The organism is Pseudomonas sp. Colony2 (assembly GCF_019382755.1).
GTDB lineage: Bacteria > Pseudomonadota > Gammaproteobacteria > Pseudomonadales > Pseudomonadaceae > Aquipseudomonas.
In genome coordinates this window covers 6062955-6086692 of record NZ_CP080030.1, presented here as the reverse complement: position 1 = coordinate 6086692, position 23738 = coordinate 6062955, and the positions used below count along the sequence as shown (strand labels likewise).

At 61.1% G+C, this 23738-nt stretch carries 26 protein-coding genes, 1 pseudogene and 1 riboswitch; of the genes and pseudogenes, 16 read left to right on the top strand and 11 right to left on the bottom strand.

Annotated features, from left to right (window positions below; genetic code table 11):
- The first annotated feature begins 147 nt into the window (after positions 1-147).
- From hisG to hisC, 3 genes are all read left to right on the top strand, one after another.
- Entirely contained in the window at positions 148-783 is a 636-nt protein-coding gene (gene hisG / locus JV201_RS24660) for an ATP phosphoribosyltransferase (protein ID WP_003188599.1), read from the top strand.
- 127 nt (positions 784-910) lie between these two features.
- The gene (gene hisD, locus JV201_RS24655) at positions 911-2236 is read left to right on the top strand and encodes a histidinol dehydrogenase (RefSeq protein WP_008434283.1); all 1326 of its coding nucleotides are present in this window, start codon (positions 911-913) and stop codon (positions 2234-2236) included.
- 3 nt (positions 2237-2239) lie between these two features.
- Positions 2240-3292 (top strand): histidinol-phosphate transaminase, encoded by a 1053-nt coding sequence (hisC, locus tag JV201_RS24650; RefSeq protein WP_003216145.1) that lies wholly within the window; start codon positions 2240-2242, stop codon positions 3290-3292.
- Between the two features lie 128 nt (positions 3293-3420).
- Here the strand turns inward: hisC and JV201_RS24645 are convergent, their stop codons facing one another.
- Together JV201_RS24645 and upp are read right to left on the bottom strand one after the other, a co-directional pair.
- Complete coding sequence (locus tag JV201_RS24645) at positions 3421-4695, bottom strand: uracil-xanthine permease family protein (protein WP_087692860.1); 1275 nt, start codon at positions 4693-4695, stop codon at positions 3421-3423.
- Positions 4696-4697: 2 nt separating this feature from the next.
- A complete protein-coding gene (upp, locus tag JV201_RS24640; protein ID WP_003216149.1) occupies positions 4698-5336 on the bottom strand; it encodes a uracil phosphoribosyltransferase in 639 nt (212 codons plus the stop codon).
- Positions 5337-5501: 165 nt separating this feature from the next.
- On the opposite strand from upp, the gene JV201_RS24635 reads away from it, so the two are divergent.
- The 4 genes from JV201_RS24635 (at position 5502) to JV201_RS24620 (ending at position 7547) form a co-directional block, all read left to right on the top strand.
- Positions 5502-6059, top strand: coding sequence for a hypoxanthine-guanine phosphoribosyltransferase (locus tag JV201_RS24635; RefSeq protein WP_003216150.1), 558 nt, complete (start codon positions 5502-5504; stop codon positions 6057-6059).
- A gap of 3 nt (positions 6060-6062) precedes the next feature.
- Positions 6063-6530, top strand: a complete 468-nt coding sequence (locus tag JV201_RS24630) for a WbuC family cupin fold metalloprotein (RefSeq protein ID WP_003216151.1) — start codon at positions 6063-6065, stop codon at positions 6528-6530.
- A gap of 35 nt (positions 6531-6565) precedes the next feature.
- Complete coding sequence (locus JV201_RS24625) at positions 6566-7051, top strand: hypothetical protein (RefSeq protein ID WP_219406148.1); 486 nt, start codon at positions 6566-6568, stop codon at positions 7049-7051.
- A 208-nt stretch (positions 7052-7259) separates the two neighbouring features.
- Positions 7260-7547, top strand: a complete 288-nt coding sequence (locus tag JV201_RS24620; protein ID WP_003216153.1) for a PA4642 family protein — start codon at positions 7260-7262, stop codon at positions 7545-7547.
- 93 nt (positions 7548-7640) lie between these two features.
- On the opposite strand, the gene mqo is transcribed toward JV201_RS24620, so the two are convergent.
- Together mqo and JV201_RS24610 are read right to left on the bottom strand one after the other, a co-directional pair.
- A complete protein-coding gene (gene mqo, locus JV201_RS24615; protein WP_003216154.1) occupies positions 7641-9149 on the bottom strand; it encodes a malate dehydrogenase (quinone) in 1509 nt (502 codons plus the stop codon).
- A 727-nt stretch (positions 9150-9876) separates the two neighbouring features.
- On the bottom strand, positions 9877-10110 hold the full coding sequence (locus JV201_RS24610; protein ID WP_003216156.1) for a hypothetical protein: 234 nt from the start codon (positions 10108-10110) through the stop codon (positions 9877-9879).
- A 184-nt stretch (positions 10111-10294) separates the two neighbouring features.
- Here JV201_RS24610 and JV201_RS24605 point away from each other — a divergent pair, with 184 nt between their 5' ends.
- Positions 10295-10879: a YajG family lipoprotein gene (locus JV201_RS24605; protein WP_003216157.1), complete on the top strand. Its 585-nt coding sequence runs from the start codon at positions 10295-10297 to the stop codon at positions 10877-10879.
- Positions 10880-10986: 107 nt separating this feature from the next.
- Here the strand turns inward: JV201_RS24605 and JV201_RS24600 are convergent, their stop codons facing one another.
- Positions 10987-11196 carry a hypothetical protein gene (locus tag JV201_RS24600; protein WP_008434269.1) on the bottom strand — a complete coding sequence of 70 codons (210 nt, stop codon included), beginning with the start codon at positions 11194-11196 and terminating at the stop codon, positions 10987-10989.
- 181 nt (positions 11197-11377) lie between these two features.
- Between JV201_RS24600 and JV201_RS24595 the strand changes: the two genes are divergently transcribed.
- Complete coding sequence (locus JV201_RS24595) at positions 11378-11635, top strand: hypothetical protein (RefSeq protein ID WP_177122440.1); 258 nt, start codon at positions 11378-11380, stop codon at positions 11633-11635.
- Positions 11636-11770: 135 nt separating this feature from the next.
- Here JV201_RS24595 and JV201_RS24590 read toward each other — a convergent pair whose 3' ends face one another.
- Entirely contained in the window at positions 11771-12934 is a 1164-nt protein-coding gene (locus tag JV201_RS24590) for a 1-acyl-sn-glycerol-3-phosphate acyltransferase (RefSeq protein WP_029615884.1), read from the bottom strand.
- Between the two features lie 144 nt (positions 12935-13078).
- Between JV201_RS24590 and JV201_RS24585 the strand changes: the two genes are divergently transcribed.
- The 3 genes from JV201_RS24585 to JV201_RS24575 are packed head-to-tail and all read left to right on the top strand — an operon-like array spanning position 13079 to position 14186.
- Complete coding sequence (locus tag JV201_RS24585) at positions 13079-13258, top strand: CPXCG motif-containing cysteine-rich protein (RefSeq protein WP_102369897.1); 180 nt, start codon at positions 13079-13081, stop codon at positions 13256-13258.
- A gap of 10 nt (positions 13259-13268) precedes the next feature.
- Entirely contained in the window at positions 13269-13529 is a 261-nt protein-coding gene (locus JV201_RS24580; protein ID WP_017477710.1) for a putative signal transducing protein, read from the top strand.
- A gap of 36 nt (positions 13530-13565) precedes the next feature.
- Positions 13566-14186, top strand: coding sequence for an SOS response-associated peptidase (locus JV201_RS24575; protein WP_003216163.1), 621 nt, complete (start codon positions 13566-13568; stop codon positions 14184-14186).
- Between the two features lie 133 nt (positions 14187-14319).
- Here the strand turns inward: JV201_RS24575 and JV201_RS30290 are convergent, their stop codons facing one another.
- Together JV201_RS30290 and JV201_RS30285 are read right to left on the bottom strand one after the other, a co-directional pair.
- A complete protein-coding gene (locus JV201_RS30290; RefSeq protein WP_371135980.1) occupies positions 14320-15063 on the bottom strand; it encodes a methyl-accepting chemotaxis protein in 744 nt (247 codons plus the stop codon).
- A 114-nt stretch (positions 15064-15177) separates the two neighbouring features.
- Positions 15178-15378 (bottom strand): annotated as a pseudogene (locus JV201_RS30285) (HAMP domain-containing protein); the annotation flags it as partial.
- Positions 15379-16710: 1332 nt separating this feature from the next.
- Between JV201_RS30285 and JV201_RS24565 the strand changes: the two are divergent.
- The gene (locus JV201_RS24565; RefSeq protein WP_003216165.1) at positions 16711-17529 is read left to right on the top strand and encodes a M48 family metallopeptidase; all 819 of its coding nucleotides are present in this window, start codon (positions 16711-16713) and stop codon (positions 17527-17529) included.
- A gap of 160 nt (positions 17530-17689) precedes the next feature.
- On the opposite strand, the gene JV201_RS24560 is transcribed toward JV201_RS24565, so the two are convergent.
- From JV201_RS24560 to JV201_RS24550, 3 genes are all read right to left on the bottom strand, one after another.
- Positions 17690-18274 (bottom strand): TMEM165/GDT1 family protein, encoded by a 585-nt coding sequence (locus JV201_RS24560; RefSeq protein WP_003216166.1) that lies wholly within the window; start codon positions 18272-18274, stop codon positions 17690-17692.
- Between the two features lie 88 nt (positions 18275-18362).
- Positions 18363-18482: riboswitch (yybP-ykoY riboswitch) on the bottom strand.
- A gap of 51 nt (positions 18483-18533) precedes the next feature.
- On the bottom strand, positions 18534-19532 hold the full coding sequence (locus JV201_RS24555) for a class I SAM-dependent methyltransferase (RefSeq protein WP_008434258.1): 999 nt from the start codon (positions 19530-19532) through the stop codon (positions 18534-18536).
- Between the two features lie 30 nt (positions 19533-19562).
- On the bottom strand, positions 19563-20528 hold the full coding sequence (locus JV201_RS24550; protein WP_003216168.1) for a 2-hydroxyacid dehydrogenase: 966 nt from the start codon (positions 20526-20528) through the stop codon (positions 19563-19565).
- Positions 20529-20612: 84 nt separating this feature from the next.
- Between JV201_RS24550 and JV201_RS24545 the strand changes: the two genes are divergently transcribed.
- The 3 genes from JV201_RS24545 to JV201_RS29985 form a co-directional block, all read left to right on the top strand.
- The gene (locus JV201_RS24545) at positions 20613-21245 is read left to right on the top strand and encodes a LysE family translocator (protein WP_003216169.1); all 633 of its coding nucleotides are present in this window, start codon (positions 20613-20615) and stop codon (positions 21243-21245) included.
- Positions 21246-21376: 131 nt separating this feature from the next.
- Positions 21377-23059, top strand: coding sequence for a fatty acid--CoA ligase (locus tag JV201_RS24540; RefSeq protein WP_003216170.1), 1683 nt, complete (start codon positions 21377-21379; stop codon positions 23057-23059).
- 331 nt (positions 23060-23390) lie between these two features.
- Positions 23391-23738 (top strand): DUF1302 domain-containing protein (locus JV201_RS29985; protein WP_257903264.1); only part of this gene is annotated, 348 nt, incomplete at its 3' end.

Here is a 23738-nt window from a genome sequence, read left to right as displayed (position 1 = left end):
CGCCCCAGCGGGAGCAAGCTCCCTCGCCACACGACGATGTATGCTGTTAGCTGATTTGTTTCAAGTCGAGGCTGTAATGGCCTCGATCTGTGTCTGGCGCCGATTGCGACCGGACAGCAATAGCCTGATGAAGGACTGACGTTTCCCATGTTGACCATCGCACTGTCCAAGGGCCGCATCCTTGACGACACTTTGCCGCTTCTGGCTGAAGCGGGCATCGTGCCGACCGAGAATCCGGACAAGAGCCGCAAGCTGATCATCCCCACGACCCAGGACGACGTTCGCCTGCTGATCGTGCGTGCCACCGATGTGCCAACTTACGTTGAACATGGCGCGGCCGACCTCGGCGTCGCGGGCAAAGACGTGTTGATGGAATACGGCGGCCAGGGCCTGTACGAGCCGCTGGACCTGCGTATCGCCCTGTGCAAGCTGATGACCGCCGGCCGTGTCGGTGACGTCGAGCCTAAAGGCCGCCTGCGCGTGGCGACCAAGTTCGTCAACGTTGCCAAGCGTTACTACGCCGAGCAAGGCCGCCAGGTCGACATCATCAAGCTTTACGGCTCGATGGAGTTGGCACCGCTGATCGGCCTGGCCGACAAGATCATCGACGTGGTCGACACCGGCAACACCCTGCGCGCCAACGGCCTGGAGCCCCAGGACTTTATCGCCGACATCAGCTCCCGGCTGATCGTCAACAAAGCTTCGATGAAAATGCAGCACGCCCGTATCCAGGCGTTGATCGACACCCTGCGCAAGGCAGTGGAGTCTCGACACCGCGGTTGACTCACCCGCGCGGCCCCAAGCCGCGCCCGTCTATCCGCCTCATAGCCAGAATTCTCAGGTGCCCAAGCGGATCGACTGCTAACTTTCGGCGCCTGAGCATTTTTGCCATTCCTATGAGGCCCTCGCTATGACCACGTCCACTGCAATTGCCCGACTCAACGCTGCCGACCCGGATTTCGCCCATCATCTGGATCATCTGCTGAGCTGGGAAAGCGTGTCCGACGATTCGGTCAACCAGCGGGTGCTCGACATCATAAAGGCCGTGCGCGAGCGCGGTGACGCGGCGCTGGTTGATTTTACCCGGCAGTTCGATGGCCTGGATGTCGCCTCCATGGCCGACCTGATCCTGCCCCGCGAACGCCTGGAACTGGCCTTGACCCGCATCACCGCGCCCCAGCGCGAAGCCCTGGAAGTGGCGGCCGCGCGGGTGCGCAGCTACCACGAGAAACAGAAACAGGATTCCTGGAGCTACACCGAGGCCGACGGCACCGTACTGGGCCAGAAGGTCACGCCGCTGGACCGTGCCGGCCTGTACGTGCCGGGCGGCAAAGCGTCGTACCCGTCCTCGGTACTGATGAACGCGATTCCGGCCAAGGTGGCCGGCGTGACCGAAGTGGTCATGGTGGTGCCTACGCCGCGCGGCGAAATCAACGAACTGGTGCTGGCAGCGGCCTGCATCGCGGGCGTTGATCGCGTGTTCACCATCGGTGGCGCCCAAGCGGTAGCGGCCCTGGCCTACGGCACCGAAAGCGTGCCGAAGGTCGACAAGGTGGTTGGCCCGGGCAACATCTACGTGGCCACGGCCAAGCGCCATGTATTTGGCCAGGTCGGCATCGACATGATCGCCGGCCCGTCGGAAATCCTCGTGGTGTGTGACGGCCAGACCGACCCGGACTGGATCGCCATGGACCTGTTCTCCCAGGCCGAGCACGACGAAGACGCCCAGGCGATCCTCGTCAGCCCGGATGCCGAATTCCTGGACAAGGTCGCCGCCAGCATCGCCAAGCTGCTGCCGACCATGGAGCGCGCCGAGATCATCGAGAAGTCGATCAATGGCCGTGGCGCCCTGATCCTGGTCCGCGACATGGAGCAGGCCATCGAAGTGGCCAACCGTATCGCCCCGGAACACCTGGAGTTGTCCGTCGCCGACCCACAAGCCTGGCTGCCGCTGATTCGCCACGCCGGCGCGATCTTCATGGGCCGCCACACCAGCGAAGCCCTGGGCGACTACTGCGCAGGTCCCAATCACGTGCTGCCCACGTCGGGCACTGCGCGGTTCTCCTCGCCGCTGGGCGTATATGACTTCCAGAAGCGCTCGTCGATCATCTTCTGCTCGCCAGAGGGCGCGTCGGAGTTGGGCAAGACCGCTTCCGTGCTGGCCCGTGGCGAGTCGCTGACCGCCCACGCCCGCAGCGCCGAATACCGCATCGTTGACGATAAGCAGGGGAACTGAAACATGAGCAAATTCTGGAGCCCGCTCGTCAAGGATCTCGTGCCTTACGTGCCCGGTGAGCAACCGAAGCTGACCAAGCTGGTAAAACTCAACACCAATGAAAACCCCTACGGCCCATCGCCCAAGGCGCTGGCTGCCATGCAGGCCGAGCTGAACGACAATCTGCGTTTGTACCCGGACCCCAACAGCGACCTGCTCAAGCAGGCGGTGGCCAAGTACTACGGGATCGACGCGGGCAAGGTGTTCCTCGGCAACGGCTCCGATGAAGTCCTGGCGCACATCTTCCACGGTTTGTTCCAGCACGACCTGCCGCTGCTGTTCCCGGACATCAGCTACAGCTTCTACCCGGTGTACTGCGGCCTGTACCGCATTGCCTTCGACGCAGTGCCGCTGGATGAACAGTTCCAGATCCGCGTGTCGGACTACGCCAGGCCCAACGGCGGGATCATCTTCCCGAACCCGAACGCGCCGACCGGTTGCGTGATGGCGCTGGACGCCGTGGAGCAAATCCTCAAGGCCAGCCCGGACTCGGTGGTGGTGGTCGATGAAGCCTATATCGACTTCGGCGGCGAGACCGCCATCAGCCTGGTGGACCGTTACCCGAACCTGCTGGTGACCCAGACCCTCTCCAAGTCGCGCTCCCTGGCCGGTTTGCGGGTGGGCCTGGCCGTGGGCCACCCGGACCTGATCGAGGCGCTGGAGCGGGTCAAGAACAGCTTCAACTCCTACCCGCTGGACCGTCTGGCGATTGTCGGCGCGGCCGCCGCTTTTGAAGACCGCGAATACTTCCGGAACACCTGCAAGTTGGTGATCGATAGCCGTGAAAAGCTGGTGGCGCAACTGCAGGCCAAGGGGTTTGAAGTACTGCCGTCGGCGGCCAACTTCATCTTTGCCCGGCATCCAGGGCACGACGCTGCCGGGCTGGCGGCCAAGGTGCGGGAGCAGGGGGTGATTGTGCGGCACTTCAAGCAGGAGCGGATTGCCCAGTTCCTGCGGATCAGTATTGGCACGCCTGAGCAGAACCAGGCGCTGATCGATGCGTTGGGTGAGCTGTAAGCCACACTGAAACTCAAAAAATGTGGGAGCGGGCTTGCTCGCGAATGCGGTGGTTCAGTCACTGATGTGCTGAATGACACACTGCATTCGCGAGCAAGCCCGCTCCCACATTGGTTTTGCGTTGGCAGTTAGATCAGCGGCTCATCCGGCTTCCTGTTCTTCCAGCCGTCATTGCCCGGCAGCAGCAGATTCAACGCAATCGCTACCACCGCACACAGGGCGATACCCTTCAGGCCAAAGTCATCCGGGCCAGTGCCGGTGCCTACCAGCACACCGCCAATCCCGAACACCAGGGTCACCGACACAATCACCAGGTTGCGCGCTTCGCCAAGGTCGATCTTGTGGCGGATCAGGGTGTTCATCCCCACTGCGGCAATCGAGCCGAACAGCAGGCACAGAATACCGCCCATCACCGGGACTGGAATGCTCTGCAGCAGCGCGCCGAACTTGCCGATAAACGCCAGGCTGATGGCAAACACCGCCGCCCAGGTCATGATCTTCGGGTTGTAGTTCTTGGTCAGCATCACCGCGCCCGTCACTTCCGCGTAGGTCGTGTTGGGCGGGCCGCCGAACAGGCCGGCAGCGGTGGTGGCGATCCCGTCACCCAGCAGGGTGCGGTGCAGGCCAGGCTTCTTCAGGTAGTCGCGACCGGTCACGCTGCCCACCGCAATCACACCACCGATGTGTTCGATCGCCGGGGCCAGGGCCACCGGGACGATAAACAGGATCGCCTGCCAGTTGAATTCCGGCGCGGTGAAGTGGGGCAGGGCGAACCACGGTGCGGCGGCGATCTTCGCGGTGTCGACTACGCCGAAGTAGAACGACATAGCGAAACCCACCAGCACGCCGGAGATGATCGGCACCAGGCGGAAAATGCCTTTGCCGAACACCGCCACGATCAACGTGGTCAGCAGCGCCGGCATCGAGATCAGCATGGCGGTCTGGTAGTGGATCAACTCGCTGCCGTCACCGGCCTTGCCCATCGCCATATTGGCCGCAATCGGCGCCATGGCCAGGCCAATGGAAATGATCACCGGCCCGATCACCACCGGCGGCAGCAGCCGGTCGATGAAACCGGTGCCCTTGATCTTCACGGCCAGGCCCAGGAAGGTGTAAACGAAGCCGGCCGCCATCACGCCACCCATGGTCGCCGCGAGGCCGAACTGGCCCTTGGCGAGAATGATCGGGGTGATAAACGCAAAGCTCGACGCCAGGAACACCGGTACCTGGCGCCCGGTAACCACCTGGAACAACAAGGTGCCCAAGCCTGCGGTAAACAGGGCGACGTTTGGATCGAGACCGGTGATCAGCGGCATCAACACCAGCGCGCCAAATGCTACGAAGAGCATCTGTGCGCCAGACAGGATCTGGCGCCAAAGCGGGTCGTTGAACTCATCCTGCATGGTCACGCGTCCTTCTGCTTGGTACCGAAGATCTTGTCGCCGGCATCGCCCAGGCCCGGGATGATGTAGCCATGTTCATTCAGGCGTTCATCGATGGATGCGGTGTAGATCAATACGTCCGGGTGGGCTTTCTCGACGGCGGCGATGCCTTCGGGAGCGGCCACCAGCACCATGGCGCGGATGTCCTTGCAACCGGCTTTTTTCAGCAGGTCGATGGTGGCAACCATGGAGCTGCCGGTGGCGAGCATCGGGTCGATGATCATCGCCAGGCGCTCGTCGATTTCCGGTACCAGTTTTTCCAGGTAGGTGTGGGCCTGCAGCGTCTCTTCGTTGCGGGCCACGCCTACGGCGCTGACCTTGGCACCCGGGATCAGGCTGAGCACGCCTTCGAGCATGCCGATACCGGCACGCAGGATCGGCACCACGGTAATCTTCTTGCCGGCGATTTTCTCGACCTGGACGGGACCACACCAACCGGCGATCTCGTAGTTTTCCAGGGGCAGGTCTTTGGTCGCCTCGTAGGTGAGCAGCGCTCCGACTTCCTGAGCAAGCTCACGGAAGTTCTTCGTGCTAATGTCGGCGCGGCGCATAAGGCCGAGTTTATGTCGGATCAGCGGATGGCGGATCTCACGGATGGGCATGGGGAAAGGCTCCGGCGGCGGGCAAAAAAACCGGCCTAGATTAATCTATCCGAGGGTGTTGTCCTATAGACATCTAGTACGTTAGTCCATTAAGGCTTGAACGTTGGGCCTCACATGCGTACCTTTGCCCGCTTTTCTTGCCACAGCACCCCCTTGGAGAGCGCCATGTCCGCTGATCTCGAGCATATCCGTCAAATCATGCGCGAGGCTGACTGCCTGTACACCGAAGCGCAAGTCGAAGAGGCCATCGCCAAGGTCGGCGCGCACATCTCCCGTGAAATGGCCGACACCAACCCGGTGGTCTTTTGCGTGATGAACGGTGGCCTGATTTTCGCCGGTAAATTGCTCACCCACCTGCAATTCCCGCTGGAAGCGTCCTACCTGCACGCCACTCGCTATCGCAATGAAACCAGTGGCGGCGACCTGTTCTGGAAAGCCAAGCCGGAAGTCTCGTTCATCGACCGCGACGTGCTGATCATCGACGACATCCTCGACGAAGGTCACACCCTGGGCGCGATCATCGACTTCTGCAAACACGCCGGCGCGCGCAAGGTGCACACTGCCGTGCTGATCGACAAGGACCACGACCGCAAGGCCCGTCCGGACCTGAAAGCCGATTACGTGGGCCTGCCGTGCATTGACCGTTACATCTTCGGTTACGGCATGGACTACAAAGGCTACTGGCGCAACGCCAATGGGATTTACGCCGTTAAGGGGATGTAATCAATGGCCAGCTTTCTTGATCAAACGCTGTTTGCGGAGCTGGCCGAGAAAGCGGCTGGCAGCCCTCGTGGCCGGCATCACCACAACTTTCATCAGATGGAAGAGCCATGCCATCGCATGGCTGTCGGCATGCAGCCCAGCACCTATGTGCCGCCTCATCGTCATTTGAGTGCCGATAAGGCGGAAACCTTGCTGGTGCTGAAGGGCAGCCTGGGCTTGTTGATCTTCAGCGAGACCGGCGAGGTGCTGGCCAAGCGCGTGATGCAGGCGGGCGGTGAGTGCCAGGGCGTCGATTTGCCGCCCGGGGTGTTTCACGGCCTGGTGGTGCTGGAGCCAGATACTTTGATGTTCGAATGCAAAGCCGGACCGTATCGACCGGTGGGAGAGGGTGAGCTGGCCAGTTGGGCTCCCCGTGAAGGCGACGCTGAAGTGGCTGAGTATCAGCGCTGGATGCTTGCCCAGTTCGATTGAGCTAAAGTGCTGGGCCATCTTCCACGGAGCGGCCCATGCGCCTGTTGATTCGCACCTGCGCCGCCCTGGCGCTGACCCTCAGTTTGCCCCTGGCGGCTGCTCCGGCGCCGCTGCACAGCCAATTCCTGCCGCCCGACGACCTGACCCTGCGCGCCGAAACCCCGGACCAGCAGCAATTGCTGCAAGTCACCGAGTATTCGGTGGTGGTGGGTAACCAGCGCCAATCCACCCAGCAGCCGATCCCGGTGACCTCGCCGTTGATGATCCGCCTCAAGGGCAAGTCCCTGAACAAAGGCGCGACCATCGCCCAGGTGATCCTCAACTTTGATGCTGAAAGCAAAAGCCTGAAAAAGCCGGTGTTCGACGACAAAAGCAAAACCCTGACCTTGTCGTATCCGGTGACCCAGTATCGGGTGATCGTCGACTTGTTGCGCAATGACACGGTCTATGTGCAATTCCTCACTTACGCCAACGGCCATATCTGGGCCGATTTGCACACCGGGGCGGTGCGCGCCAAATAATCCAGCCGACGCGCATTCGGCGGTGTAAATACAGTCAATGTGGGAGCTGGCTTGCCTGCGATAGCGGTGGGTCCGTTGGCCCATCTGTTACTGATGCACCGCTATCGCAGGCAAGCCGGCTCCCACATTGGTTCGCGTAGCTTTCGAAGCCGCGGTGCCGCAGGTAAACTGCTTTTCCCGTGTAAATGTCTGCAGGCTGGAGTCGGTAATGCGTAAAGATAAGAAACAGGTGATTGGTGATGAAATCGGCGACGAGCAAATCAAGCTGTTCCTGGATTTCGAGCCGGTAGACGCCACTTCGCCGTCCCTGCACAAACTGATCAAGGCCTACCGCGGCCTGCGTATCGACGACTTCGAACGCTTCCTGGTTTTCTTCAAGGAAGCCGGCCTGGACCTCGATGGCAAGGACGAGCATGGCCTGACCTTCGTTGAAGTGATCAAGGACCAGCGCAACGCCGCCGAGTACATCGAGCTGATCGAACAAGCTCGCGGCTGATTGTTGCGGACGAAAAAAAACGCCCCGTTGGGGCGTTTTTCGTTCCCACGCTCTGCGTGGGAATGCATCAACTGACGCTCTGCGTCACGACGCTCAAGCGTAGCTTTCGGTCTCGCTGCTCTGCTCAACCAGTTCCAGGCTGATGTTGTTCTGCGTGTTGATCTTGCGATACAGCTCGGCATCGGTCTCCAGGACCTTTTCCCGAGCCGGGAAGATCTCGTGCAGCTTGGCGGCCCACTCACCGGCCGCTTTCGTCGGGAAGCAGCGTTCGATCAGTTCCAGCATGATCGACACGGTCACCGAAGCACCTGGAGACGCGCCGAGCAGGGCGGCCAGCGAACCGTCCTTGGCCGCAACCAGTTCGGTACCGAATTGCAGCACGCCGCCTTTCTTCGGGTCTTTCTTGATGATCTGCACCCGTTGGCCGGCCACTTCCAGGCGCCAGTCTTCGGCTTTTGCCTCAGGGTAGAAGCGACGCAGGGATTCCAGGCGCTGCTCCATGGACTGGCGCACCTCGCTGACCAGGTACTTGGTCAGGTCCATGTTGTCCCGGGCCACGGCCAGCATCGGGCCGATGTTGCCGGCACGAATCGACATGGGCAGGTCAAGGAACGAGCCGTGTTTGAGGAACTTGGTGGTGAAACCGGCGTATGGCCCGAACAGCAGGGATTTCTTGCCGTCGACCACACGGGTGTCGAGGTGCGGCACCGACATCGGTGGCGAACCCACGGCTGCCTGGCTGTAGACCTTGGCCTGGTGGTGCTTGACCACTTCCGGGTTGTCGCAACGCAGCCACTGGCCGCTGACCGGGAAGCCGCCGAAGCCCTTGCTTTCCTCGATGCCCGAGGCTTGCAACAGCGGCAGGGCCGCGCCACCGGCGCCGAGGAACACGAACTTGGCGTCCACATCACGGGAATTGCCGCTGTTGACGTCCTTGATGCTCACTGTCCAGCCGGCGCCGTTGCGCTTGAGGCCGGTGACGCGCTTGCTGTACTTGACCTGGGCATCCGGGGCGCTGGTCAGGTGCGAGAGCAACTGGTTGGTCAGGGCGCCGAAGTTGACGTCGGTGCCGTTCATCACGCGGGTGGCGGCGATTTTTTCGTCCAGTGGGCGGCCGGGCATCATCAGCGGCATCCACTCGGCCATCTCGCTGCGGTCTTCGGTGTAGTGCATGTCCGAGAACGCGTGGTGCTGGCTGAGGGTTTCAAAACGCTTCTTGAGGAACGACACGCCTTTCTCGCCCTGTACGAAGCTCAGGTGCGGCACGGGGCTGATAAAGGATTTGGACGAGCCAAAGGTGCCTTTCTTGGTCAGGTACGCCCAGAACTGCTTCGACACCTCGAATTGGGTGTTGATGTGCACGGCTTTCTTGATGTCGATGGAGCCGTCGGCGGCCTGCGGTGTGTAGTTCAGCTCACACAGCCCGGCGTGGCCGGTACCGGCGTTGTTCCACGGGTTGGAACTTTCCGCGGCACCCGAATCCATCAGCTCAACGACTTCCAGCTTGAGGCCGGGGTCGAGCTCTTTGAGCAGTACGGCGAGGGTGGCACTCATGATGCCCGCACCTACCAGTACTACGTCGACTGCTTCGTTATGCGCCATTTAACGCGTCTCCAAAATCTGCAGCACCAAATTGACGGCATGGCTGCCAGGAGTGACGGGGCGGTTCACGTGATGCCCCAGGTTACCCATGGCCAGGATCGCCATGTCCGATTCTTCGCAATTTATCGCAAGCGGACGCTGCCGACCGGGCCTGATCTGCGTATGAACGCATTTAAGGGCGCCTGTGGCAATTCGACTTATGGTCAAGCTCGTCCGATCGTGCAACCAAATCCGTAGCGGACAGGCTTCAAGCTCCGGTTCTTGAGGAGTGCTCGGTCCTGTGTGGTGGGGCTGTTCCAGACGCTGATGGTGCTTGTACAAACGCAAAACTATTCATTTGCTCGCCACACTCTTGTGAAGTTGTGAAAACCCGTTTTTTTCACGCTCTTTTGAAGACGTGAACCTCAAAAAAGGGCTGCCCCAGCCTGGCACCTGGCCCGAAATCACTGCCGGCAAGCGGCAAAACGGGCAAACAACTCAAGTGGCCGAGCGCATGGCAGCTCTGGCAGATTCGGGTAAAGACGATGGTTTGCAGAGAAAACAGCAAGCTCGCCAGCTTCACACGATCTGTGTGGGCGGCTCTCTGTGGGCGGTGCGGGGGAGCTAATACAAGTGCATTAGCGATGCTGCGAGGCCCGATCAGGAGACGTCCTTATAATCGGGGGGAGATTGTAGCGAAGAAATGCGCGCAAATGGACGTGTTTAATGACTTTTATTAGCAGTCTGGTCAGGAGGCCAACGCGTGCCGTGCCTGTGGCTGCGAAACCCGGGGGCTGACGCGCGCGCTGGCGGGCAGCGGACGGTGCATCCAGCTCAGGCGCGTCTCTTCGACTTCGACCCAGCCTTCACCGACGGGCGGCAGGCTGCACTGCTTGAAAGCCTGGCAGCAGCCTTGGGCGTCGAGCAGGGCAAAGTGGCGATGGCTGGCGTGGGAAAAGAACAAAGATTTGAGAAGGCGCATGGCTGTGTACCCGGTTCGTTACATGCTGCGAAGGTTGGCAGTCTGGCATGACATTGAGGTGACGGTTCTGTGTGAAAATTGTAATTTCGCCGACAGTTCAGGCGCCGTTCAGGAATTCTGGTGAGTGGCGAGCGCTCACCGTTATACTGGCGCCCTGTTTGCATCTAGTCCTGGAGAAATGAGTATGTTGCAACGCCTGTTGTTCGGTTTGATCACTGTGACCAGTTTGACCCTGGTTGGCTGCGCCCACAGCCCGCAACAACTCAGCCCGCAACCGAAAATCACCACCCAGCTGGCGCCTGTCGGCCATGGCCAGCCGGTGTCGGTGCGTGTGGTTGACGGTCGTCCGTCGCCGACCCTCGGCACCCGTGGCGGCCTGTACCCGGAAACCAGCGCCATTACGGTGACCGGTGCGGACGTGCTGCCCAAGCTGCAAGCCCAGGCCGAAGCGGCCGTGCGCCTGTTGGGCTTCACCCCTTCCAACTCGCCAGGTGCGCCACAACTGACCATCACCCTGGCCGAGCTGAAGTATCAGTCGCCCAAGGAAGGCCTGTACGTGACTGAAGCCACCATCGGCGCGACCTTCAAGTCCGACGTGACTGCCGGTACCCGTCGCTACAGCGGCCGTTACGGCGCATCCCTGGACCAGCGCTTCGGCATGGCGCCGAACCAGGAAACCAACACCAAGCTGGTCAGCGACGTGTTGAGCGATGCCCTGACGCGCCTGTTCAAGGACCCGAGCATCGGTTCGCTGCTCAGCTCGCAGTAACCGTCAGGCGGGCGCGGAGCGCCCCAGTCGGCATTCCTTTGCGGCGCGTGGGAACGATCAAAAAACCGGGCTCAGCGATGAGCCCGGTTTTTTTACGCCTGCCGTTTTCATGCAGCCGTTTCGACATAAAAGTCCAGCACACTCACGCCAGTGAGCAAGTCCAGCTCCGGCAGGTCGGCATGTTGATGCCCGCCGAGGGCGCAATACACCAGCCAGTGGCGGTCCTGCACATTGAACGCGAGGCCGCCCACCAGGGCCTCTTGCTCATCGCTTGGGGCAATCAGATACAGCCGATCCTGGTTCTGCGCGTGCAACATGACAAGCTCCCGGGCTTTCGAAGGGCAACAGAGTGGCTTGTTAAGGTGACGTTCAGGTGACGCTGTAAATTACTGGATACATTAGCCGTCAATGGGGAAGGAGTAATGACGCGCAGGCGGCGCATATCATTCAGGTTTGTATCTGGATTGATACCAAGACACTGATACATCGAGGTTTGCGATGTCGCTGACCGCACTACTGCTCAATTCCCTTGCCCTGTTACTGGCCTGCCCGGCGGCATGGCTGCTGTTTGTCACGCGCCTGCATGAACAGCGCGCGATGGCCCGCCTTGCCGCGCAAAGCGAACTGCGTGCCATTGATCAGCCGATGCTGTATCTGGACGTGTTGACGCAGCGTACCTATCGCCTGTTCTACCGGTTGGGGTTTGTCTGTCTGGGGCTGGCGTTGCTGGTGTCCTTTCTTAGTACCCGATTGTAGGAACACCCTAAAAACAACTGTGGGAGCGGGCTTGCTCGCGAAAGCGCGGTGTCAGTCAATACATGATTGGCTGATCCACCGCCTTCGCGAGCAAGCCCGCTCCCACATTGGGTTTGCGCTGTTGCTGGTACCGGGTTACAGGGCAATCCCGGCCTTGACCCGGTACTGATTCCTCACCGGCGTCGCGTATTGCAACACCAGATACGGCCGATGCTCGGCCGGGCACGCATTCAAGCGCCGCTCCCACTCTGCCTTCGCCTTGGCCAACTCGTCCGCCGGGAATACCTCGGCTGCGGTCGGTACCTGCAATTGCGGATCGGCATCGCTCCATTGGGCGTACGCCAGGTAATGCACCGGGAACAACCGATAACCGCCCAGGATCTGCCGGTCCATTTCGATCGCCAACAGCTTGGTGTCTTCGAACGCCTCGGTGATCGGCGGCGCGAAGTTGACGTGTACCCGGCCCTTGTAGCCGGTGATGCCCAGGGCAATGCTCACGTCATCTTCCCCCGGCGCCTTGCTGTAGGTGCCGGTGGTGGCGCGGATGTACAGCTCGCGGGCCTTGGCTGCGTCGCACGGGTCGTATTCGTAGCTGATGGACACCGGCGTCAGGTTCAGTGACTGGATGACTTCGGCGAACGGCTCGTCCTTGCGGCTCATGTGGAACATCTTGAGGATCGCCGACTCGGTGCGATCATCCCCATCCTTGGCGCGGCCTTCGGCCTGGGCGATCCAGATCGACTGGCAGTCGTTGCGAATCGAATGGTTGATGTAGGCCGACAGCAACTGGTAGGCCGCCATCTTCTCTTTGCGCCCGGTGATCGAGCGGTGCACGATGAAACTCTTGTTCAGGCGCATCAGGTCGCTGACAAACGGCTTTTGCAGCAGGTTGTCGCCGATGGCGATGCGTGGCGTCGGCAGGCCGGCGTGGTACACGGCGTAGTTGACGAAGGCCGGGTCCATCACGATGTCGCGGTGGTTGGCCAGGAACAGGTAGGCGCTGCCGGACTTGAACTGCTCCACGCCGGTATAGGTCACGCCGTCGGTTGCCCGCTCGATGGTGTGGTCGACGTAAAACTCGACTTTGTCCTGCAGCGTGGCCACGGTGGTGACGCCGGCGAACTCACGGCGCAGTTTATGAGCGATCATCGGCTTGAGCAGCCAGCCGAAGGCGCCGGCAAAGCGCGGGAAGCGAAAGTGGGTCAGGATGTCCAGAAAGGCCTTGTCACTGAACAGTCGGGCCAGCACTGCCGGGACTTCGCTGTCGTTGTAAGGTCGGATGGTATCGAATTCGCCCATCATGCTCTCTTGTTAGAAACGGCTAGGGTAAGTAAAGGTTTGGAACAATAAATATCAGGGCGTGGTCCGGGCAATTGGCCGGGACGAAAAATAGCCCTGTAAATAGACCGGCGATTATACGCACAAGTCACCTTGGAGACCGCGATGGAAGAGGAGTCGTACGAATGTCCTTATTGTGGAGAGGTAGTCACGGCGCTACTGGACCTGTCGGCGGGCGATCAGGAATATATTGAGGACTGCCCGGTGTGCTGCCGGCCCATTGTTTTCGAGCTGCAGGTTCATGACGACGAATGGATGCTCAACGTGCGCAGCGAGAACGAATAAAGGTACGCCCATGCAGCGAATCTACGAGCCGGAAAACCTGATGGAAGGCGAGCTGCTGCAAGGCATGCTCGAAAGCGAGGGCATCACCGCGCACCTGGTGGGGCGCGATTTGCTCGGGGGTACCGGCGAACTGCCGATCTATGGCCTGCTGGCGCTGGCGGTGGAGAACGACCAGGCCGCCTACGCCCGCGAGCTGATCACCGCCTACAACGGTGCGCAACCACTGCCCGGTGATGAACCCGACAGCTTTCCCGACGTGCTGGTCTGTTAGGCTGTCGGCCAGTTTCTCCAAGAGTCGTGTTGCCCCATGTGTGGACGTTATGCCCTGTTTCGCTGGAACCCCGCGTTTGCTGCCTTGCCGGGCTTCCCGGCCGACCAGCAGGCCCAGTGGAACATCTCTCCCAATGACTCGGTGCTGATCCAGCGCCTGAGTGACGGCCAGCACACCCTGGCGCGGGCGCGCTGGGGCCTGACGCCGCCCTGGCTGACCGATCTCTCTCGTACACCGGCCCATGCCCGGGCGGAAACCCTTGCCGAACAGCCGATGTTTCGCGAAGCGTTTCGCCAGCGCCGCTGCCTGCTTCCGGCCAATGGTTTCTACGAATGGCGCGGCACCCAGCGCAAGCGCCCGTACTGGCTGACGCCGGGGGAGGGCAGCACGCTGTTCTTTGCGGCGATCTGGGAGGCGTATCCGGTGCAGGAGCAGGTTTGGTTGAGTACGGCGGTGGTGACCCAGGCGGCGCAGAGTCAGCGCCGACCGTTGATTCTGGATGCGGCGGGGCAGGCAGCCTGGCTGAACCCCGAGACCCCGCTGCACACCTTGCAGGCCTTGTTGGCCAGTGAACCCACCGCGTTGCGCGAGCGGGTGCTGGCCAATATGGTCAACGATCCGAAGCTGAATGGACCGGAGTGCCTGACGCCGGGTTGAGCGTTGTGTTGAATCGGCCGGCCTCTTCGCGAGCAAGCCCGCTCCCACATTTGATTGCATTTCAACTGAAGGAATGCGATCAAATGTGGGAGCGGGCTTGCTCGCGAAGGCGCCCGAAAGGGCGCCGCTTGACTCAAACCTTGAACTGATTGATCAACCGCCGCTGCTGTTCCGCCAGCTTGGTCAGGTCTGCGCTGGCCGCGCTCGACTCATCCGCTCCGCCGGCCACTTCATTGGCCACCTGTCCGATATTGATCACGTTACGGTTAATGTCCTCGGCCACCGCGCTCTGTTCCTCGGCGGCGCTGGCGATCTGGGTGTTCATGTCGTTGATCACCGACACCGCCCGGGTAATGGTCTCCAGCGCCTGAGCCGCCTTGGCCGCGTGCTGCACGCTTTCATCGGTGCGGTTCTGGCTGTCTTCCATCACTCGCACCACGTCGCGGGTGCCCTGCTGCAGTTGCTGGATCATGGCCTGGATTTCTTCGGTGGCCTTCTGGGTCTTCTGCGCCAGGTTGCGCACCTCGTCGGCCACCACCGCAAACCCGCGTCCCTGTTCTCCGGCCCGTGCGGCTTCAATTGCTGCGTTGAGCGCCAGCAGGTTGGTCTGCTCGGCAATCCCGCGAATCGCCGTGAGGATGGCATTGATGTTCTCGCTGTCCTTGGCCAGCGCCTGCACCACACCGACCGCCTTGCCGATTTCCTCGGCGAGGGCGCCGATGGAGGTGGAGGTGTCGCGCACAATCTGCATGCCCTGGCTCGCCGCTTGATCAGCGTGGCTGGCGGCCTGTGCGGCCTGAGTGGCGTTGCGCGCCACGTCCTGTGCGGTCGCGGTCATCTCGTGCACGGCGGTAGCCACCTGGTCGATCTCGACCATTTGCTTGTGCACGCCCTGGTTGGTGCGAATCGCAATGTCGGCGGTGTGCTCCGACGAGTCGCTGACCTTCTGCACCGAACTCACCACCTGGGTAATCATCCCCTGCAACTTGGCCAGGAATGTATTGAAGCCGCTGGCAATCGCCCCCAGTTCGTCGGCGCGATCACTGGTCAGGCGCCGGGTCAGGTCGCCTTCGCCCTGGGCGATGTCATTGAGCATCGCCACCATTTGCTTGAGCGGCCGGGCAATGCCGTGGCCCACCAGCCAGATCACCAGCAAGCCGATGCCGGCGATCAGCAGCCCGGCCACGGCCATGCCGAAAATATCGGTTTTGCGCTGGGCGTCGAGGTCGTGCTGCATCGCCTGCAGGTCGGCCATTACCGCACTCAGGGGCAGTTGCAGGAGCAGGGTCCAGCGGGCATCGGTCTGGCCGATGTTGAACGGCAGGAACAGCTCGATATGCCCGTGTTGCTTGTCCACGTCGTAGCGCACTTCGCCGATCTTCAGTTGGCCGAGGTTAGCCAGTTCGTTGCTGTCCAGCAGGTCGCTGGCTTTTTCCCCGAGCTTGCTGGCGTCCTTGGTGTAGGCCACCAGGCGACCGTTGCTGGAAATCAGTGCCAGTTCACCAGCACCGTTGTACAAATTCTGATCGGCCTTGGTGAGCATTTCCTGGATGAAGTTCACCGACAAGTCGGCGCCGACGATGCCCTGGAAGGTGCCGTCGATCATGATTGGTTCGATAAACGAGGCGAGCATCACCATCGCATTCCCGACTTTATAAGGGGCCGGATCGATGGCGCAGGGCTTTTTGCTTTCCTTGGAACACAGGTAGTACTCACTGGCGCGCACGCCGGTGGACAGGATGGTCTGGTCGGCTACGTCAGCCAGTTTATCCAGGCCCAGGCTGCCGTCGGCATTGCGGAACCACCACGGCAGGAAGCGGCCGTTGGTTTCGATGCCGACCACCGGGCTGTTGACGTAGGCAGCATCGTTGTGGTCGATGGCGTTGGCTTCCCAGCCTATATAGGCGCCAAGAATCTTCGGGTTACGCACCACGGTTTCGTGGATCAGGTTGATCAGCTGTTCGCGGGAGACCGCCAGTTGTGGGTTGTCGTTGGCGTCTTTCATGCCCATCAGGGCGTTGGCGGTGGCCAGGCCCTTGGCCGTCACCAGCGGCGCTTCGAGTTCGCGCTGGATCAGCGTCGCCTGGGTTTGCGCCAGGGCGGTCAGGCGCTGCTCGATGATTTGTTCGAATTGACCCTGGGTGCGTTCCCGCACCATCTCCTGGGTGCGCGCCCCGGCGAACAAGGCATACAGCACCAACACCGCCACCACGCTCAGGACAATGGCCCCGGCCAGTGCCGCGACAGAAAATTGAATCGACTTGAACTTCATGACGGCTCCGAACGCAGGGGGAGATTGGCTGCTTGTGTATATCGGCCGCGGGCGGGGGAGACATGAGGGCCATTACCTCAAAATGGCTGTGCCGGATGGGCGAATGTCGTAAATGGAATGGTTGCCAGCGTTTGTGAATTTTTTGCGGCAGTGTGGGATGTATCTGAAATCAGGTGGCTATACGTCTGTTGTATCTGGCGTCGATACAATTGGCCGACTACGATACGCGCCATGTTTTCAGGGAGCAGGTTGATGAAAAAGACAGTGGCGGTATGTGCGTTGGGCGCGGCTTTGTTGCTCGCCGGTTGTCAGTCGGTCAACACCACCAGCGGCGGCGCCGTGGGCGTTGAGCGCAAGCAGTACATGTTCAGCATGTTGTCGAGCCAGGAAGTCGACCAGATGTATGCGCAGTCCTACCAGCAGACCCTGGGTGAAGCCAGCGGCAAGGGCCTGGTGGACAAGACCAGCGCCAACGCCAAGCGCGTGCAGGCGATTGCCAACCGCCTGATCGCCCAGGCGCCCACCTTCCGCCCGGATGCGGCGCAGTGGAAGTGGGAAGTGAACCTGATCAAAAGTGACGAGATGAACGCCAACTGCGGGCCTGGCGGCAAGATCTTTGTCTACAGCGCGTTGATCGACAATCTCAAGTTGACCGACGACGAACTCGCCGCCGTGATGGGCCATGAAATTGCCCACGCCTTGCGTGAGCACGGCCGCGAAGCCATGTCCAAGGCCTACGGTATCGAAATGGCGAAGCAGGGGGCCGGTGCGTTGTTCGGCCTCGGTCAGGACAGCTTGGCGCTGGCCGATACCGTGGCCAACTACGGCATGACCTTGCCCAACAGCCGCAGCAATGAAAACGAAGCGGACCTGATCGGCCTGGAGTTGTCGGCGCGTGCCGGTTACAACCCGAACGCGGCGATTACCCTGTGGAACAAAATGGCCAAGGCTTCGGAAGGCTCGCCACCTGAATTCATGAGCACCCACCCTGCCTCCGACAGCCGGATCGCCTCGTTGCAGGCGGCTATTCCGAAGGTGATGCCGTTGTATCAGCAGGCGAAAAAATCCTGATTTATAAGGCTGAAATGCAAATCTGACTGTGGGGGCCCGGCTTGTGTGGGAGTCGGGCTTACCCGCGATGCAGGCACCTCGGTGCGTCAGTTGCACCGAGGTGATGCTATCGCAGGCAAGCCAGCTCCCACCAAAGCCCAGCCCTCATAGGGGGTTGCGTTTAGATCCAGCCGCTGCTCTGCATGGCCTTGTACACCGCAACAATGGCCAGGATGAAGAATGCCGTAGCCGCCAGTCGACGAATCAGCGTCAGCGGCAATTTGTCCGCGGCAAAATTACCCGCCAGCACCACCGGCACGTTGGCAATCAACATGCCCAGGGTCGTGCCGATAATTACCAGCCACAGTTCCGGGTATTGCGCCGCGAGCATCACGGTAGCGATCTGGGTCTTGTCGCCGATTTCCGCGAGGAAGAATGCGATCAGCGTGGTCAGGAAGGGCCCGAACTTGCGGGAAGTGCTGGCTTCGTCATCGTCGAGCTTGTCGGGCACCAGGGTCCACAGCGCCGTGGCGCAGAAGCTCGCCGCGAGTATCCAGTGCAGCACCGCATCCGAGAAGAAACTCCCGAACCAGGCCCCCACGGCACCGGCGGCCGCATGGTTGGCCAGGGTCGCGGCAACGATGCCGGCGATGATCGGCCAGGGTTTGCGAAAGCGTGCAGCGAGAATGAGCGCGAGCAGTTGCGTCTTGTCGCCAATTTCGGCCAAGGCAACGATTGCGGTAGGGACGAGCAGAGAATCCAGCATCAGGTAAGTTCCAGGGGCGGGTCGACACGGCTATGACACGTACAGCCTTCCCGCCCCGGGTAAGGTGTTCGTGTCATAGGTCTTGTCAAACCCCGGTCCGTCTGTGCGGACTCCTGGGTCGCATACGCCATGGCCTGTTGACCAAGTATGTTGACGTATGCCGGACGAGCGTGGCGCTCGTGGGAGACTACTCCCCTAGGACGGAGCGGATTCTGCCTAGGCAAAATCCATTCGGCAAGCCTTCTTTTGGAAAAAGATCTCAGCCGCGCTTGGCACGGTAAATGCGAAAACCCTGACCTTCTGCCTTGATTGCGCACACGCCAAGATGCTCTTCAATCAGCGGCTGATACTTCAGGAAGCTGTTCGCGACCAAGCGAAGTTCGCCGCCTTTTGCCAGATGTTTGGCCGCTTTTCGCAGCAGGTTCTCGGTGGCGAAATAATCGGTGTGCACCCCGACGTGGAACGGCGGGTTGCTCAGAATCGCGTTCAGATTCATCGGAGCAGCGTCGATGCCATCACCGGTCAACACCTCGGCTTCCAGGCCATTGGCCGCCAGTGTCAGGCGACTGCTGGCAGCGGCAAAGGCATCCACGTCGAGCATTGTCACCGTGTTATGCGGGTAGCGACGCTTGACCGCTGCCCCGAGCACACCCGCGCCACAACCGAAATCCAGCAAGTGACCGCTCGGCAACTTGTCCAGATGCTCCAGCAGCAATGCGGTACCGCGATCCAGCCGACCGTGGCTGAACACGCCCGGCAGGCTCACCACCTTGAGCGGGCCCTCAGCCAGCGGCACCTCGAACACCTGCGCCAGGCTCTCCAGTTCTACCGGCTCGGGGGCGTTGGCCACCGTCACCAGCCACAACTGGCAGTGCCGCGCGTTGTCGAGCTTGCGCGGCTTGCCGAACGGATTCAGTTGCTTGGCCGCGCTTTCGATGCCGCCTTTCTTCTCCCCCACCAGGTACAACTCCTTGCCGGGCAAACGCGCCGCCACGGCATTGAGCAGGTAATCGGTGAGGTCCTTGGACTTGGGCAGGAACACCACCGCGGTCTCGAACGAACGCTCGGGCACGTTCACACCGAACTGGCTGCGCTCGGCAAAACGTGCGTCCAGCGCGGCCTGGTCGCCGGCGTGCCAGCTCCAGCCATGGGCATTGGGCAGGCGGCCCAGCAGGTCGTCGGCGGGCAAGCCCACCAGCAGCACGTCGCCTTGAAAAAGTTCGGCCTGGCGAAGCAGTACTTCACTGCGCGGATCCATGGTCTGCTCCTTGAAAAGGGGCGCAGTTTATCAACTGACGACACGCAGCGGGGCGCCGCTGAAAAAGCCCTGAGCGTTTTCGATCAATTGGCCGACGATCCGCTGCCGCGCTTCGCGACTGCCCCATGCATTGTGTGGCGTAACGATCAACCGCGGGATATCGCCAGCCAGCAGCGGGTTGCCGTTCACCGGCGGTTCCACGCTCAATACATCGGTCGCCGCGCCGCCCAGGTGCCCACTGCGCAAGGCATCGGCCAGGGCCTGTTCGTTGATCAAGCCACCACGGGCCGTGTTGACGATAAACGCGCCGGGCTTGAGCAGCGCCAGTTCGCGGGCACCGATAAAGTCGCGGGTGTGTTCGTTGAGCGGGCAGTGCAGGGTCAGCGCGTCGACCTGCGCCAGCAACTCGTCCAGCGGCACGCGATCGGCGCGGGCCGGGCGGCCTGGAATCGCACCCAGGATCACGCGCATGCCAAAGGCTTCAGCCAGGCGCGCAACGGCACCGCCCAATTCACCATGGCCCAGCAGCCCGAGGGTTTTGCCTTCCAGTTCGACGATCGGGTAGTCCAGCAGGCAGAACTGCTTGGCTTGTTGCCAGTGCCCCGCCTGCACATCCCGTTGATAGTCGTTCAGGCGCGTCGCCAGGTTCAGCAGCAGCATGATCGTATGCTGCGCCACCGATGGCGTGCCGTAACCCTGGCAATTGCTCACGGTAACGCCGTGGGCGCGGGCGGCGGCGAGGTCGACGTTGTTGGTGCCGGTGGCGGTCACCAGGATCAGCTTCAGCTCGGGGCAGGCCGCCAGGGTCTCGGCATTCAGCGCGATCTTGTTGCTGATCGCCACCTGCGCGCCTTGCAGGCGTTCGATAATGTTTTCGGGTGTGGTCTGCTGGTGCAGGCTCAGTTCGCTGAAGAGTGCCTGCAACCCGCTGAGGTCCAGGTCCCCGAGGTCCAGGGAAGGGTGATCAAGGAAGACGGCGCGGCGATTGTTCGTCATCAACTGTACCTTTTGCGGCGGGATTCGAAGGCGTAATCTGCCGAGCCTATCAGATGAAATAATCAGTTACTTCCTGGAGTGTGCATGTACCTCACCGAGTTCTTGACCGTGGCACTGATTCACCTGTTGGCGGTGGCCAGCCCTGGCCCGGATTTCGCCGTGGTGGTACGTGAAAGCGTGACCCATGGCCGACGGGCCGGCACCTGGACGGCGTTGGGCGTCGGTTCGGCGATTTTCCTGCACGTGGGGTATTCGCTGCTGGGCATCGGCTTGATCGTGTCCCAGTCCATCGTGCTGTTCAATGCGCTGAAATGGGCGGCGGCGGCCTACCTGCTGTACATCGGCTTCAAGGCCCTGCGCGCCCAGCCGGCCAAGCCTGCCAGTGAAGAAGACCTGCACCTGGAAGCGGGCGAGCGCACCGCCCGTGGTGCGTTTACCTCAGGGTTTGTCACCAATGGCTTGAACCCCAAGGCCACGCTGTTCTTCCTGTCGCTGTTCACCGTGGTGATCAATCCCCACACGCCGTTGGCGGTCCAGGCCGGTTACGGCGTGTACCTGGCCGTGGCGACCGCGATCTGGTTTTGCCTGGTGGCCATGCTGTTCAGCCAGCAACGCGTACGCGCCGGTTTTGCACGCATGGGCCACTGGTTCGACCGCACCATGGGCGCGGTGCTGATTGCCATCGGTGTGAAGCTGGCCTTTACCAGCATGAAATAAGCCGGATGCTGGCTCAAAGCTAGCATTCATTGGGTTCTGCAAATCATTCCTTTGGCTGATTTGGCTGAAACATAAGCGCTCTAAAGTGCAGATGTTTCAGCCAAGACCGTGCAGTCAGATAAGGGATTCGTATGTTGCAGACTCGTGTTATCCCGCCCGCCGAAGGCGCCTACCAATACCCGCTGTTGATCAAACGCCTGTTGATGTCCGGGACACGCTACGAGAAGACCCGGGAAATCGTCTACCGCGACCAGTTGCGCTACACCTATCCGACCCTGATCGAGCGCGTCGCCCGCCTGGCCAATGTGCTGACCGAGGCCGGGGTCAAGGCCGGTGATACCGTGGCCGTGATGGACTGGGACAGCCATCGCTACCTGGAATGCATGTTTGCCATTCCGATGATTGGTGCGGTAATCCACACCATCAACGTGCGCCTGTCCCCGGAACAGATTCTGTACACCATGAACCACGCCGAGGACCGCTTTGTGCTGGTCAACAGCGAGTTCGTGGGGCTCTACCAGGCCATCGCCGGCCACCTCACCACCGTCGACAAAACCCTGCTGCTCACCGACGGCGCGGACAAAACCGCCGAGCTGCCCAACCTCGTGGGTGAGTACGAAACGTTGCTGGCGGCGGCGAGCCCCCGCTATGACTTCGAGGATTTCGACGAAAACTCCGTCGCCACCACCTTCTACACCACCGGCACCACGGGCAATCCCAAGGGCGTGTACTTCACCCACCGCCAACTGGTGCTGCACACCATGGGCGTGGCGACCATCATGGGCAGCGTCGACAGCGTGCGGCTGTTGGGCACCAACGACGTCTACATGCCGATCACTCCGATGTTCCACGTCCACGCCTGGGGCCTGCCGTATGTGGCGACCATGCTCGGCCTGAAGCAGGTTTATCCAGGCCGCTACGACCCCGAATACCTGGTGGAGCTGTGGCGCAAGGAGAAGGTCACCTTCTCCCATTGTGTGCCGACCATCCTGCAAATGGTGCTCAACGCCAAGGCCGGGCAGGGCGTGGATTTCGGCGGCTGGAAAATCGTCATCGGTGGCAGCGCCCTCAATCGTTCGCTGTATGAAGCCTCCAAGGCCCGCGGGATTCAGCTGACGGCGGCGTACGGCATGTCCGAGACCGGGCCGCTGGTGTCCTGCGCCCACCTCAATGAAGAACTGATGGCGGGTACCGAAGACGAGCGCACCACCTACCGCATCAAGGCCGGCGTGCCCGGGCCATTGGTGGAAGCGGCGATCATCGATGGCGAGGGCAACTTCCTGCCCGCCGACGGTGAATCCCAGGGCGAGCTGGTGCTGCGCGCGCCATGGCTCAGCGAAGGCTATTTCAACGAGCCGCAGAAGGGCGCCGAGCTGTGGGCCGGCGGCTGGATGCACACCGGCGATGTGGCCACCCTCGATGCCTTCGGCGTGATCGATATTCGCGACCGCATCAAGGACGTGATCAAGACCGGCGGTGAGTGGATCTCCTCGCTGGCCCTTGAGGACCTGGTCAGCCGCCACCCGGCGGTACGCGAAGTAGCGGTGGTGGGGATTGCCGACCCGCAGTGGGGCGAGCGCCCGTTTGCGTTGCTGGTGGTGCGTGATGGCCATGTGATAGGGGCCAAAGAGCTGAAGGAACATCTCAAGCCGTTTGTGGAATTGGGCCACCTGAGCAAGTGGGCGATTCCAAGCCAAATCGCCGTTGTTACGGAAATTCCCAAGACCAGCGTCGGCAAGCTCGACAAAAAACGTATCCGTGTCGACATCATTGAATGGCAGGCCAACAACAGCACCTTCCTTTCCACTCTCTGACGCTGCTTGCCGTGCCCTCGCGGGCACGGCAGCGCTCTAGTCCAAGCCTTCACTTGTGATTTGCCAATTTTCAGCCATCCTTGCGGCGCTGGCTATCGCCGGCATGGCGAAAAGGACTGTGGCAGACGGGTTGGTGATGCAAATCACACTTTAGAGGGATCAAGCGCTACCCCCTGCTGGCTATAGTCCATCCCAGAGTTTTTCAAGGTGCGGTGCTGTGAACCTGGCGGGTTCATCTGTTCGCCCGGCATTGGAATCGTTGTATTCCGGCCGTTACAAGCCCTTAGAAACGACTCACTGCCATAACAATAATGCACATGGAGTAGCGTCGATGATCTCAGCACACCAGTTCTGGCGCCGGGCAAAACTGCCTTTGGCCGTCAGCCTCGCCTCTACGCTCGCCGGGCCCGCATTCGGCGTCAGTTTCAACATCGGTGAAATCGAAGGCAGCTTTGACTCGTCCCTGTCGGTCGGGGCCAGTTGGTCGACGGCGGGTCGCAATAAAGACCTGATCGGTGCCAACAACGGTGGCAGGGGGTTGTCGCAAACCTCGGATGACGGTCACCTGAACTTCGACAAAGGTGATTCCTTCTCGAAGATCTTCAAAGGCATTCATGACCTTGAGTTGAAATACGGCGACACCGGCGTGTTTGTCCGGGGCAAGTACTGGTATGACTTC